Source organism: Streptomyces sp. NPDC053079, assembly GCF_044546695.1.
Lineage (GTDB): Bacteria > Actinomycetota > Actinomycetes > Streptomycetales > Streptomycetaceae > Streptomyces.
The window spans coordinates 579,023-592,929 of sequence record NZ_JBITZJ010000006.1 but is presented as its reverse complement, the minus strand read 5'-3'; the positions used below and the strand labels follow the sequence as shown (position 1 = coordinate 592,929).

The following is a 13,907-nucleotide window of genomic DNA, read 5'->3' as shown; positions in this document are numbered from 1 at the left end:
GCGGTCGTACATACGTAAATGCGCAGGACTTACACGGCATACGGAGCGTATCCGGACGGATACCTGCCTTGGCCAGCCTTACCGGCCACTAGTCCTCGTACGAGTGAGGAATCACCCAACCTGCGGTGTGCCCACCCTCACCCGTACTACTCGCGGCCGGGCTCCCGATCAGCCGGCCCGCAGGGCGACGGCCATCGCTTCGACCGCGAGCAGCGGCGCCACGTTCCGGTCGAGGGCCTGCCGGCAGGCGGAGATCGCCTCGATGCGGCGCAGCGTCCCCTCCGGCCGGGAGCCGGAGGCGATGCGCTCCAGCGCGGCCCGGACGTCCGGGTTGGCGAGGGCCACGCGCGAGCCGAGCTGTATCGCCAGGACGTCGCGGTAGAAGCCCGTGAGGTCGGTGAGGGCCAGGTCGAGGCTGTCGCGCTGCGTACGGGTCGCTCGGCGCTTCTGCCGGTCCTGGAGCTCCTTCATCGCGCCGGCGGTGCCGCGCGGGAGACGGCCGCCGGTGCCGGCCGCGGCACCGAGGGCGGCGCGCAGCTCCTCGGTCTCCTTGGTGTCGACCTCCTCGGCGACCTGCTTGGCGTCCTCGGCGGCGGCGTCGATGAGCTCCTGGGCCGCCTTGAGGGCGCCGCCCATGTCCGCGACGCGCAGCGGCATCTTCAGGACGGTCTCCCGGCGGGCCCGGGCGCGCTCGTCGGTGGCGAGGCGGCGGGCGCGCCCGATGTGCCCCTGGGTGGCCTGGGCGGCCTGTGCGGCGAGCTCCGGCTCGATGCCGTCCCGGCGGACGAGGAGGTCCGCGACCGCGGCGACGGGCGGCGTCCGCAGGGTCAGCGACCGACAGCGGGACCGGATCGTGGGCAGCACGTCCTCCAGGGACGGCGCGCACAGCAGCCACACCGTGCGCGGAGCGGGCTCCTCCACGGCCTTCAGCAGGACGTTGCCGGCGCCTTCGGTGAGCCGGTCCGCGTCCTCCAGGACGATCACCTGCCAGCGGCCGCCCGCCGGGGACAGCTGGGCACGCCGGACGAGGTCACGCGTCTCCTTGACGCCGATGGACAGCACGTCCGTACGGACGATCTCGACGTCGGCGTGCGTCCCCACCAGCGTCGTGTGGCAGCCCTCGCAGAAACCGCAGCCCGGGGCGGCGCCGAACGTCCGGTCCGGGCTGACGCACTGCAGCGCGGCCGCGAAGGCCCGGGCGGCGGTGGCCCGGCCGGAGCCGGGCGGGCCGGTGAACAGCCACGCGTGCGTCATCTTGGACGCGCCGACGGCTGCCGCCGCGGTCGCCGCGTCGGCCGTGACCAGTACGTCCGCGTCGCGCGCGGCAGCGGAGAGCTGCTCGATCACCCGGTCCTGGCCGACCAGGTCGTCCCACACCGCCATGGCTGTCCTCCGCGCTGTCCGGTCCTGCGGTTACCCATTGTGGGACACGCCACTGACAGCGCGGCCCGCGTCCGGTCGTCCGGCGCCCCTACCGGCGCCCGCGCCCCCGACCGTCGCGAGGACCGTCCTCACCGTCGTTCTCACGACCGGTCTCGCGGTCGCGCCGGCCGAGGAGGTCGTCCGCGAGGGTCGGCGCGTCGTCGGCCCACTCGGGCCTGCGGCGCGGCCGCCGTACGGGCTGGTCCTGCTCGTCCGTCCCGTCCGCCGCGACGGGCGGCAGCTCGCGCGTGCGCTCGGCCTCCGGCTCGGCGGGCGCCTCGTCCTCGGGCCGGAACAGCCAGTCCGGCACCCGGTCCGCCGGGTTCTCCGCCCGCGCGGGCGGCTCCCGCCGCACGGGCGGCTTGGGCAGCACCGCGGTCTCCTCGGCCTCCGGCGGGGTGACGCCCCAGGTGACGCGCTGCCGGTCCAGCGGCCCGAGGACCGGCACGGGCGGCAGCACGGCCGTCTCGTCCTCGGCCCGGGGCTCGGACGGCACGGGCGGAAGGAGCGCCGTCTGGTCCTCGGCACCCGGCGCCGCGGGCGACACGGGCGGGAGCAGCGCCGTCTCGTCCTCGGCGCTCGCGGGCACGGGCGGCAGCAATGCCGTCCGGTCCTCGGCACCCGCAGCCGCGTCACGCGGGTCGGGCCGGTGCACCACCGGCGTCTGAACGGTCTGGGTCTCCTCGGCCTCGCCCCGCTCCGGGCGGCGCGGCGAGGGGGTCTCCACGGTCGGCGCGTCCCCGGCGCCGAGGTCGTCCCCGGCACGCGGCGCGGGCGCACCGGCAGCCGTCCGGGTGGCCGAGTCGGCCGCGAGGGAGGCTCGCGGATCCGGCGCCCCGGCACCACGCGGCGCCTGCTTACGGAACGAAGCCGTCCCGACCACGGGAGCCCGCCCCGCACCGTCCTCGTCACCCGCACGCGGCGCCGGCGTCTCCACCGTCCACGCATCCGCGGCGTCACGAGCGGCCGCGGCCCGGTCCCGCCCCGCACCCGCCTCGGCGTCCCGCGCTTCCGCATCCCGCGCGGCGTCCTTGCGCAGCGACGGCCTCTCGACCGTCGGCGCCTCCGCCGCGTCGGCCGCGTCAGCGGCACCCCCACGCGGCGCCGGCGTCTCGACAGTCGCCGCATCGCCGCCGGCGGCACCGGCGGAAGCCCCGCCCGCCCCACGCGGCGCCGGCGTCTCCACGGTCGGCGCGTCACCGCCGGCAGCCCCACGCACCGCATCCGCAACCGAATCTGCGGCAGCGGCCGCAGCGGCCTCCGCCGCCAGTCGGGCGCGCTCGGCGCGCAGCAGGGCCTCCTCGGCCTTGCGCTGCTTCTCCAGGCGCCGTTCCTCGGCCTCGGCGCGCAGGCGCGCCTCCTCGGCCGCCTGCTTGCGCAGACGTTCCTGCTCGGCGGCCCGGGCGCGCTCCTCCGCCTCGCGGCGGCGGCGCTCCTCCTCGGCCTGGCGGCGGGCTTCCTCGGCCCGCTGACGGGCCTCCTCCGCCTGGCGCTCGGCCTCGAGCCGGCGGGCCTCCTCGGCCTCGCGCCGCTTGCGCTCCTCTTCCTCCGCCCGCAGGCGGGCGAGCTGCTCCTGGCGCTCGCGCTCCAGCCGGGCCTCCTCCGCCTTGCGGGCGGCCTCCTCCTCGGCCTTGCGCCGGGCCTCCTCCTCGGCGGCCTTGCGGGCCGCCTCACGGGCCTCCTCGCGGGCCTTGATCTCGGCCGCGGAGAGCGGAAGGAGCTGGTCGAGGCGGTGGCGTACGGGCGTGGTGACGGCCTCCGGCGCCTGGCCGGCGTCCACGACGAGGTAGCGGGCGGGGTCGGCGGCGGCCAGGGTCAGGAACCCGGCCCGTACGCGCTGGTGGAACTCCGCCGGCTCGGACTCCAGCCGGTCCGGCGCCTCGGTGAAACGTTCGCGCGCGGTCTCGGGCGAGACGTCGAGCAGCACCGTCAGGTTCGGCACGAGCCCGTCCGTCGCCCAGCGCGAGATGCGGGCGATCTCGGTCGGCGAGAGGTCGCGCCCGGCGCCCTGATAGGCGACGGAGGAGTCGATGTAGCGGTCCGTGATGACGACCGCGCCGCGCTCCAGGGCGGGCCGTACGACGGAGGCGACGTGCTCGGCGCGGTCGGCCGCATACAGCAGCGCCTCCGCGCGGTCCGACAGGCCGGCGGACGCCACGTCCAGCAGGATCGCGCGCAGCCGCTTGCCGATGGCCGTGGCGCCCGGCTCCCGGGTGACGACGACCTCGTGGCCCTTGGCGCGGATCCACTCCGCGATCGCCTGGACCTGCGTGGACTTGCCGGCGCCGTCGCCGCCCTCGAAGGCGATGAAGAAACCGGTGCCGCTGACGCCCTCCACCGGGTCGCCACCGCGCAGAGAGTCCAGCAGGTCCTTGTGGAACGGCACGCCGTGCCGGTCGTCCGTCCGGCCCAGGACCAGCGCGCCGACGGGCAGCAGGAGCGCGCCGACGAGCATCAGCGTGAACGCCGCCCCGCCGTGCGCGAAGACGAAGCTGCCGTCCCCGATCCGGTGCGGGCCGATGGCCGCGGCCAGCAGCGGCGCCGCGACGGCGCCCACGGCGACCGTGACGCGGACGACCGCGTGCAGGTGGTCGGTCGTACGGGCCCGGCGGTCCTCCTCGGTCTCCTGGTCGAGCAGACAGTGACCGGTGTTGGCGACGACGCCGGCGGACACACCCGCCAGGACGACGAGCAGCAGCACGGTCGTGGCGTCGTTCACCAGGCCGGCGGCGAGCAGCGCGAGGCCCGTCAGGGCGAGGGCCAGCGCGAGCAGGCGGCGCCGCGAGAAGCCGGGCAGCACCTTCCGGGCGCCGCGGATGCCCACGACGGGGCCGCCGGAGAGCGCGAGGACCAGCAGGCCGAAGCTCACCGGGCCGCCGCCCAGGTCCATGGCCTGCAGCGTGGCGACGCCGACGCCCGCGGCGATCGCGCCCGCGATGGCCGCGCACGCCAGGACGAGCAGCGGGATCGCGCCCGTACGGCCCTTGTCGGGCGCACCCTGGGCGTTCTTGGGGCGGCGCATCCCCTCCAGCGGGGAGCGCACGCGCGGGACCTGCACGCCCTTGGGCAGGCCGGGCAGGTGGAGGAAGTACAGGATCGCGAGCGACGTCGCGAAGAGCCCGGCGGCGAGGTACGAGCCGAGGGCGGCCTGGTGCTGGTGGAACCAGTCGATCCCGGAGCCCAGGAGGTTGCTCACGAGCGTGATGGCGACGAGCGCCGCGGCGCCGACGGGCAGCGCGACGAAAGTCGTGCGCAGCGACAGGCGCCGCAGGGCCTCGTAGTGGTCCGGCAGCGGTCGCACGGCCGCGCCCTCCGGCGGTGCCGTGGGCAGCAGCGCGGGCACCGCCTGGTCCTTCGCCACCGTCCAGACGCGCTCGGCGACGCCGAGGACGAAGGCCGTGACCAGCAGCCAGGTGAGGGCCGTGCCCGGGGTCCACACGATCCAGGTGGGCGCGACGGCGAGCAGCGCGAGCCGGACGCCGTCCGCGCCGATCATCGTCCAGCGGCGGTCGAGCGGACCGGCCGGCGCGAAGAGCGAGGACAGCGGGCCCAGCAGGACCGCGCCGGAGAGCAGCGTGGCGACCAGTCGCGCGCCGATGACTGCGGCGACGGCGAGGGCCGCGCCCCGGTAACCACCGCCGAACGACCCCGATGCGACCGCCGCCTGCAGCGCCAGCAGCAGGAGCACGAGGAGGGCGAGGGCGTCACCGACCCCGCCGGCGAACTGGGCGCTCCACAACCGCCGGAGCGGACGGAAGCGCAGCAGGGCTCGTACGGCACGCTCGCGGGAGTCCGCGGCTAGGGCGCCGGATGTGGGGGTGTCCACTGTTGGCTGCTCGGCTCGCGTCATCCTGCCAGCCTATCCGGAGTGCCCCGATACGAGACGCCTCCCCGAACACATGCACGAACATGCGCGCGAACGGAAGACGAACGACCGAGCGGGACAAAAGGCCGGGGCGGTGGGCCGGAATCCGGCCCACCGCCCCATTTGTCCTACCCGACGTACCGACTAACCCGGCGTACCGACTAACCCGGCGTCCGCCGACTCACTCGGCGTCGGCAGCCGCGGCGGAGTTGGCCGCCGCGGTCTTCTTCGCCGTCGTCTTCTTGGCGGCCGTCTTCGTGGCCGTCGTCTTCTTCGCCGCGGCGGTCTTCTTCGTCGCGGTCGTCTTCTTGGCGGCCGTCTTCTTCGCCGCGGTCTTCTTGGCGGGGGCCTTCTTGGCCGCCGTCTTCTTGGCCGTGGCCTTCTTCGCCGTCTTCTTGGCCGGGCCCTTGGCGCGCTTCTCCGCCAGCAGCTCGTAGCCGCGCTCGGGCGTGATCGTCTCGACGTCGTCGTCGCGGCGCAGGGTCGCGTTCGTCTCGCCGTCGGTGACGTACGGGCCGAAGCGGCCGTCCTTGACCACGACCGGACGCTCGCTGACCGGGTCGGTGCCCAGCTCCTTCAGCGGCGGCTTGGCCGCGGCACGGCCGCGCTGCTTGGGCTGCGCGTAGATCGCGAGGGCCTCGTCGAGGGTGACGTTGAAGATCTGGTCCTCGGTCTCCAGCGACCGCGAGTCCGTGCCCTTCTTCAGGTACGGGCCGTAGCGGCCGTTCTGGGCGGTGATCTCCACGCCTTCGGCGTCCTTGCCGACGACGCGCGGCAGCGACATCAGCTTGAGGGCGTCGTCGAGGGTGACCGTGTCGAGGGACATGGACTTGAAGAGCGAGGCCGTCCGCGGCTTGACCGCGTTCTTGCCGGTCTTCGGGGTGCCCTCGGGCAGCACCTCGGTGACGTACGGGCCGTAGCGGCCGTCCCGGGCGACGACCGGGTGACCGGAGACCGGGTCGGTGCCCAGCTCGAAGTCGCCGCTCGGCTTGGCCAGCAGCTCCTCGGCGTACTCCACCGTCAGCTCGTCCGGAGCGAGATCCTCCGGCACATCGGCACGCTGGTGCCCCTCGGCGTCCTTCTCGCCGCGCTCCACGTACGGGCCGTAGCGGCCGACGCGCAGCACGATGCCCTCGCCCACCGGGAACGACGACACCTCACGGGCGTCGATCGCGCCCAGGTCGGTGACGAGCTCCTTCAGACCGCCGAGGTGGTCGCCGTCGCCGTTGCCGGCGTCGGCGGCGCCGCCCTCCGGCCCCTCGCCGAAGTAGAACCGGCGCAGCCACGGCACGGCCTGGGCCTCGCCGCGGGCGATGCGGTCGAGGTCCTCCTCCATGGAGGCGGTGAAGTCGTAGTCGACGAGCCGGCCGAAGTGCTTCTCCAGCAGGTTGACCACGGCGAAGCTCAGGAAGGACGGCACGAGCGCCGTGCCCTTCTTGAAGACGTAGCCGCGGTCGAGGATCGTGCCGATGATCGACGCGTATGTCGACGGGCGACCGATCTCCCGCTCCTCGAGCTCCTTGACCAGCGAAGCCTCGGTGTAGCGGGCCGGGGGCTTGGTCGCGTGGCCGTCGGCGGTGATCTCCTGGGCCGTCAGCGGGTCGCCCTCGCCGACCTGCGGCAGACGGCGCTCGCGGTCGTCGAGCTCGGCGTTCGGGTCGTCGGCGCCCTCGACGTAGGCCTTCATGAAGCCGTGGAAGGTGATCGTCTTGCCGGACGCGCTGAACTCGGCGTCGCGGCCGTCGCTCGCCCGGCCGGCGATGCGCACGGTGACGGAGTTGCCGGTCGCGTCCTTCATCTGGGAGGCGACGGTCCGCTTCCAGATCAGCTCGTAGAGGCGGAACTGGTCGCCGGTCAGACCGGTCTCCGCGGGAGTGCGGAAACGATCACCCGAAGGACGGATCGCCTCGTGCGCCTCCTGGGCGTTCTTGACCTTCCCGGCGTACGTGCGCGGCTTCTCCGGCAGGTAGTCGGCGCCGTACAGCTGGGTGACCTGGGTGCGGGCCGCGTTCACCGCCGTGTCGGACAGCGTCGTGGAGTCCGTACGCATATAGGTGATGAAGCCGTTCTCGTACAGCTTCTGGGCCACCTGCATCGTCGCCTTGGCGCCGAAGCCCAGCTTGCGCGAGGCCTCCTGCTGCAGCGTCGTGGTGCGGAACGGGGCGTACGGCGAGCGGCGGTACGGCTTGGACTCGACGGACCGCACGGAGAACGACGACTGCTCCAGGGCGGCGGCCAGCGCACGGGCGTTGGCCTCGTCCAGGTGCAGCACCGGAGCGCCGTCCTTGAGCCGCCCGGTCGAGCCGAAGTCGCGGCCCTGTGCGACCCGGCGGCCGTCGACCGAGGTCAGACGGGCGGTGAAGGTGGCGGGGTCGCCGGCGTCGCCGCCGCGGCCCGTGTCGAAGGTGCCGGTCAGGTCCCAGTACTCGGCGGAGCGGAAGGCGATGCGCTCGCGCTCGCGCTCGACGACGAGACGGGTGGCCACGGACTGCACCCGGCCGGCGGACAGCCGGGGCATGACCTTCTTCCAGAGCACCGGCGAGACCTCGTAGCCGTAGAGGCGGTCGAGGATGCGGCGGGTCTCCTGGGCGTCGACCAGCTTCTTGTTCAGCTCGCGGGGGCTGGCGACGGCGGCCTGGATCGCGTCCTTGGTGATCTCGTGGAAGACCATCCGGCGGACCGGGACCTTGGGCTTGAGGACTTCCTGCAGGTGCCAGGCGATGGCCTCGCCCTCGCGGTCCTCATCGGTGGCCAGGAAGAGTTCGTCGGACTCGGCCAGCAGCTCCTTGAGCTTCTTGACCTGGTCCTTCTTGTCGGTGTTGACGACGTAGATGGGCTGGAAGTCGGCGTCGACGTTCACGCCGAGACGGGCCCACGGCTCGCCCTTGTACTTGGCCGGGACCTCGGCGGCCCCGTTCGGCAGGTCACGGATGTGCCCGACGCTCGCCTCGACGACGTATCCGGGGCCGAGGTAGCCCTTGATCGTCTTCGCCTTGGCAGGCGACTCGACGATGACGAGTCGGCGGCCGCCCTGTGCGGTCTCGCTGGTCGGGGACAACTTCGCTCTTCTTCCGGTCGACACTCGGTGTGGGCGTTGCGGTGACGCTGCGGAGTGTGACGGTACATCCCGCCCCCGTGTCAAACGGAAAAAGCCCGCAACGCCACTCGAACGGTAACCCGACAAGCGTCCTGTCTGCCGCCCGGACCGTCACACCATGCGTGTGACGGCCCTGACACGTGCGGTCACAGGACGGGCGGGGCGGGGTGGCGGCATAGCGGTGGGCCGTATGGGGCGCCTGGTGGGACGCCGGGTCGGGAGGGGGCCGGTGACCGGGGAAAGAGGAATGTGACGCGATCACGACCCCTCCTTTTCCCCTTCTCATGGGTCTGCCCACCCCTTGTTCCCCCGTCCCCCGCGCTCCCCGCCGGTCGCGTCAGCCGGCCACCGGAGTGAGAAAGCCCTGCTCGACGAGCATGCGGATGGCCTCCGGCGTACGGTCGCGCAGCAGCACCGGGTCCTCCCCGAGGAGCTGGGCGATCGCGTCGAGGATGCGGCCGGCGGGCAGGGACCCGTCGCAGACGCCCGCGAAGCCCGCACCGACCGTGTCCACCTTGGTGGCCCGGCGCATGCCGCGGTTCTGGCGCAGCACCACGTGCTCGGGGTCCTCGGCGCCCGGCAGCCCGACCTGTTCCTGCACGACCTCGTCGGCCAGCTTGAAGCGCGCGGCCAGCAGCGCCGCGTCGTCGTGGGTGCGCAGGAAGTCCTGCCGCTCGAAATGCGCCCGTACGGTCGCACCCAGCGGCTGCTCGATCGGGTGCGGCCACTCCTCGGCGACCACCGACGGCCGGTCCGAGCCAGACTTACGCAGCGTGATCCAGCCAAATCCGACGCCCTTGGTCTTGCGGGCCTCGAACTCCTCCAGCCAGGCGTCATAGCGCGCCGCGTACTCCTGCGGAGCGGTGCGGTGATCGCCGGCGTCGCGCAGCCACAGCTCGGCGTACTGCGCGACGTCCTGCACCTCGCGCTGGACGATCCACGCGTCACAGCCGCTCGGCACCCAGGAGGAGATCCGCTCCCGCCAGTCCTCGCCCTCGACGTGCTGCCAGTTGGCCAGCAGCTGGCAGTAGCCGCCGTCGTTGAGCCGGTCGGCCGCCTGCCGCACCAGCGTGCGGCACAGGTCGTCGCCGCCCATGCCGCCGTCGCGGTAGGTCAGACGTGCGCCGGGCGAGATGACGAACGGCGGATTCGAGACGATCAGGTCGAAGGTCTCCCCGGCGACCGGCTCGAAGAGCGAGCCCTGGCGCAGGTCGGCCTCCGGTGCGCCGGAGAGTGCGAGTGTGAGCCGCGTGATGTGCAGCGCGCGCGGGTTCAGATCGGTGGCCGTGACCCGGCCCGCGTGCTGGGCGGCGTGCAGCGCCTGGATGCCCGATCCCGTGCCCAGGTCGAGGGCGCTCCCGACGGGAGTGCGGACCGTGATCCCGGCGAGCGTGGTGGACGCGCCGCCCACGCCGAGCACGAGCTCCGAGCGCTCCACCCCGGCCGGACCGCCGGTGCCCCCGGCGATGCCGCCGGCACCGCCGACGGCGCAGCCCAGGTCGGAGACGATCCACCAGTCCTGCCCCTCGGGGCCGCCGTAGGGGCGTACGTCCACGCCGGCCCGTACGAGGCCCTCGTCCGCCCCCTCCCGCACCAGCCAGCCGTCGGCCAGGCAGTCGTCGACGGGGAGCGCGGCGGCGGCGCGGGCATACGGCACGGGCCGCTGCAGCAGGAAGAGCCGGACCAGCGTCTCCAGCGGGCCGTCGCCGCGGGTGGCCCGCAGGGCGGGGACGGTCTCGCTGCGGGCGAGGGCGGCGTAGGCGGAGGCGCCGAGCAGGTCGAGGAGGCCGTCGGCCGTGAAGGCCGCGGCCAGCAGGGCCTCGCGCAGTCGGGCGGTGCGCGCCGGGTCGGCGGTGGGGAGGTGCGTCGTACTCACCAGGCCATTGTCGGGGGCGCCGGCGGCAAATGGCGAAAGCCCGGCGCCGCGCCCCCGGGCGCGGCGCCGGGCCGGAACCAATCCCGGCTCCGTCGGCCTTACTTCTCCGCCGGTGTCACTTCTTCGTCGGCGTGGGGCCGACCGACGACGTCTTCTGGCAGCCCGGCTGCTTCGCCATCGCCTTGCCGACGTCTCCGGACTGCAGCTTCTTGAGCGCCTCGTCGCTGCGGCTGCTGAGCTTGCCGATGTCCCCGGCGATGCTCTTGAGGCCCTCGGCGAACTTGGCCTTGTCGCCGGTGTCCAGCTCGTCGATCCGCTTCTTCAGCCCGGCGTACGCGCCCGAGAGGTCGTTGAGCGCCTTGACGGCGTTCTTCTGGCTCGCCTCGCCGTCCTTGACGGGCGGCGCTCCCGCGCGGTCCACGGAGGTGGCGAGCGCCTTGTAGGCGTCGGCGTTGGCCTGGAAGGCCGTCGAGTCGGTCTGCTGGATCTTCTTCGAGTCCTCCTCGTTCTGGACGTTGGCGATCGAGGAGTTGGCGTCCTGGATCTTCTTCACTTGAGGCTGCATCTGGTCGCAGACACTCTTGGCCCAGTCGTCGAGCTTCTTCTTGCCGTCGTCGTCACCGCCGCCGCAGCCCGTCAGCGCCAGGACAAGTGCCGCCCCGCCGGACAGTGCCGCCACAAGCTTCTTGTTCACCGGATTGGTCCCTTCAATGGCTCTCGGCCCCGGAACTTACACGTCCAGGCGAGAGGGGCCAGGAGCCGAGCACACCGCATGCACCCATTACGCACCCTTTTAAAGCCATTTGCACCAAGCTAGGCGTGGCGTTCGCCGCACCTGACGCCGGTGCCCGGCCGTACCGGAGCGGGTGCCTGCGGTGCGCTCCCGTGCTGTCGTCCCTCACGCTGAGACGCCGTCAGGACACCACCGCCGGGTCCACGGGCTTCGCCGCCCGCTCGGCATTGCCGTCGTCACCGTCCACGGCGACGCCGCGCCGCTTGGAGACGTACACCGCGCCCACGATGACGACAACGGCCAGCACCGCGACGCCGATTCTCAGGCCCCGGTTGGCGTCGGCCCCGTAACTGAACTTCACCACCGCCGGCGCGATGAGCAGCGCCACCAGGTTCATCACCTTCAGCAGCGGGTTGATCGCGGGGCCCGCGGTGTCCTTGAACGGGTCGCCGACCGTGTCGCCGATGACCGTCGCCGCGTGCGCCTCGCTGCCCTTGCCGCCGTGGTGGCCGTCCTCGACCAGCTTCTTCGCGTTGTCCCAGGCGCCACCGGAGTTGGCGAGGAAGACCGCCATCAGCGTGCCGGTACCGATCGCGCCGGCCAGGTACGAACCGAGCGCGCCGACGCCGAGCGAGAAGCCGACGGCTATGGGGGCCATGACAGCGAGCAGACCGGGCGTGGCCAGTTCGCGCAGCGCGTCCTTGGTGCAGATGTCCACCACCCGGCCGTACTCCGGCTTCTCGCTGTAATCCATGATTCCGGGATGCTCGCGGAACTGCCGCCGCACCTCGTAGACCACCGCGCCCGCCGAGCGCGAGACCGCGTTGATGGCCAGCCCCGAGAAGAGGAAGACCACGGCCGCGCCCAGGACCAGCCCCACCAGGTTGTTGGGCTGCGAGATGTCCAGGCTCAGCCCCAGCTCCCCGGGGTCGGCACGCACCTCCCCGACGGCCGTGGCGATCGCGTCCCGGTACGAACCGAACAGCGCGGACGCCGCCAGTACGGCCGTGGCGATGGCGATGCCCTTGGTGATCGCCTTGGTGGTGTTGCCCACGGCGTCGAGGTCGGTGAGCACCTGCGCGCCCGCGCCCTGGACGTCACCGGACATCTCGGCGATGCCCTGCGCGTTGTCGGAGACCGGCCCGAAGGTGTCCATCGCGACGATGACGCCGACGGTGGTCAGCAGCCCGGTGCCGGCGAGCGCGACGGCGAACAGCGCCAGCATGATCGACGTGCCGCCCAGCAGGAACGCCCCGTACACGCCCAGGGCGATCAGCACCGCCGAGTAGACCGCGGACTCCAGGCCGATGGAGATGCCGGCGAGGACGACGGTCGCGGGGCCGGTCAGGGACGTCTTGCCGATGTCCCGCACGGGCCGCCGGCTGGTCTCGGTGAAGTAGCCGGTGAGCTGCTGGATGAGCGCGGCGAGGACGATGCCGATGGCGACGGCCACGAGCGCCAGAACGCGCGGGTCACCGTCGTGCGCCCGGATCGCGGCGTCCGCAATGCCCTCCAAGTCCGCGTAGCTGGAGGGCAGATACGCGAAGACCGCCACCGCCACCAGGACCAGCGAGATCACCGCGGAGATGAAGAAGCCCCGGTTGATCGCGGTCATCCCACTGCGGTCGCTGCGCCGCGGCGCCACCGCGAAGATGCCGATCATCGCGGTGAGCACGCCGATGGCGGGCACGAGCAGCGGAAACGCCAGACCGGCGTCGCCGAACGCTGCCTTGCCCAGGATCAGCGCCGCGACGAGCGTCACCGCGTACGACTCGAACAGGTCGGCCGCCATCCCCGCGCAGTCCCCGACGTTGTCGCCCACGTTGTCCGCGATCGTGGCGGCATTGCGCGGGTCGTCCTCGGGGATGCCCTTCTCGACCTTGCCGACGAGGTCGGCGCCGACGTCCGCGGCCTTGGTGAAGATGCCACCGCCGACCCTCATGAACATCGCCAGCAGCGCCGCCCCGAAGCCGAATCCCTCCAGCACCTTGGGCGCGTCGGCCGCGTACACCAGGACGACGCAGGAGGCGCCCAGCAGGCCGAGGCCCACCGTGAACATGCCGACGACCCCACCCGTCCGGAACGCGATCTTCATGGCCTTGTGCGAGACCGCCGTCAGATCCTTCTCGGGCTCGCCCTCGGCAGGCGTCGCCTCCCGTGCCGCGGCCGCCACACGCACATTGCTGCGCACCGCCAGCCACATGCCGATATAGCCGGTGGCCGCCGAGAACAGGGCGCCGACCAGGAAGAAGAGCGAACGTCCGATGCGCTGCGAGCCGTTGTCCGCCGGCAACAGCATGAGCAGAAAGAACACGATCACGGCGAAGACGCCAAGCGTGCGCAACTGCCGGGCGAGATAGGCGTTCGCGCCTTCCTGCACCGCCGCGGCGATTCTCTTCATGTTCTCGGTGCCCTCGCCTGCCGCGAGCACCTGACGCACCAGCACCACGGCCACCGCGAGTGCCGCGATCGCCACTGCGGCGATCACCATCACCAGGGTGCGATTGCCGTCGGTCAGCTCGACCGCGAGTTTCTGAGTGAAGTCCACCTGTTCAGGGGTAAGGGGCCCCGCCATTCGTCCTCCTTGACGTTTGGCACATGGGCGCGTAGCCGACCAGCGGCGGAAGGACAACCGCGGGAACAGCCGCCACGCTCAGGCGTCCTGAGCTCAAGATGGACGGATTGTAGGGAGCATGGCGAGATCAAAACAGAGCACGGGAAACGGAATAAGACTTCCCAGGTGAAGATCGCAGAGATGATCCGCGAATACCCTGCGGGCGAGTCGCGAAGGCTTCGCGGACACGCTCCCGCAGGCCTCGCACCTGATCGGCACCTGACGACGGGAAAATCCGGCCGACGCAATGATCCATTCGAGGGGAGTCACCGGGGTCGCCGCCGAAGATCGACAGCCCGT

General features: G+C 72.6%; 6 protein-coding genes. All 6 read right to left on the bottom strand.

Going from position 1 to position 13,907, the window contains the following annotated elements; translation table 11 throughout:
- Positions 1 to 168 precede the first annotated feature (168 nt).
- Positions 169 to 1,383: a DNA polymerase III subunit delta' gene (locus ACIGXW_RS24780; RefSeq protein ID WP_399575048.1), complete on the bottom strand. Its 1,215-nt coding sequence runs from the start codon at positions 1,381 to 1,383 to the stop codon at positions 169 to 171.
- 88 nt (positions 1,384 to 1,471) lie between these two features.
- A complete protein-coding gene (gene tmk, locus ACIGXW_RS24775; RefSeq protein ID WP_399575047.1) occupies positions 1,472 to 5,272 on the bottom strand; it encodes a dTMP kinase in 3,801 nt (1,266 codons plus the stop codon).
- Positions 5,273 to 5,468: 196 nt separating this feature from the next.
- Complete coding sequence (topA, locus tag ACIGXW_RS24770) at positions 5,469 to 8,345, bottom strand: type I DNA topoisomerase (protein WP_071963855.1); 2,877 nt, start codon at positions 8,343 to 8,345, stop codon at positions 5,469 to 5,471.
- A 376-nt stretch (positions 8,346 to 8,721) separates the two neighbouring features.
- Positions 8,722 to 10,260, bottom strand: a complete 1,539-nt coding sequence (locus ACIGXW_RS24765; protein WP_399575046.1) for a methyltransferase — start codon at positions 10,258 to 10,260, stop codon at positions 8,722 to 8,724.
- Between the two features lie 115 nt (positions 10,261 to 10,375).
- Positions 10,376 to 10,954 (bottom strand): small secreted protein, encoded by a 579-nt coding sequence (locus tag ACIGXW_RS24760; RefSeq protein WP_399575045.1) that lies wholly within the window; start codon positions 10,952 to 10,954, stop codon positions 10,376 to 10,378.
- A gap of 220 nt (positions 10,955 to 11,174) precedes the next feature.
- Positions 11,175 to 13,568, bottom strand: coding sequence for a sodium-translocating pyrophosphatase (locus tag ACIGXW_RS24755; RefSeq protein ID WP_071963858.1), 2,394 nt, complete (start codon positions 13,566 to 13,568; stop codon positions 11,175 to 11,177).
- Positions 13,569 to 13,907: the final 339 nt, after the last annotated feature.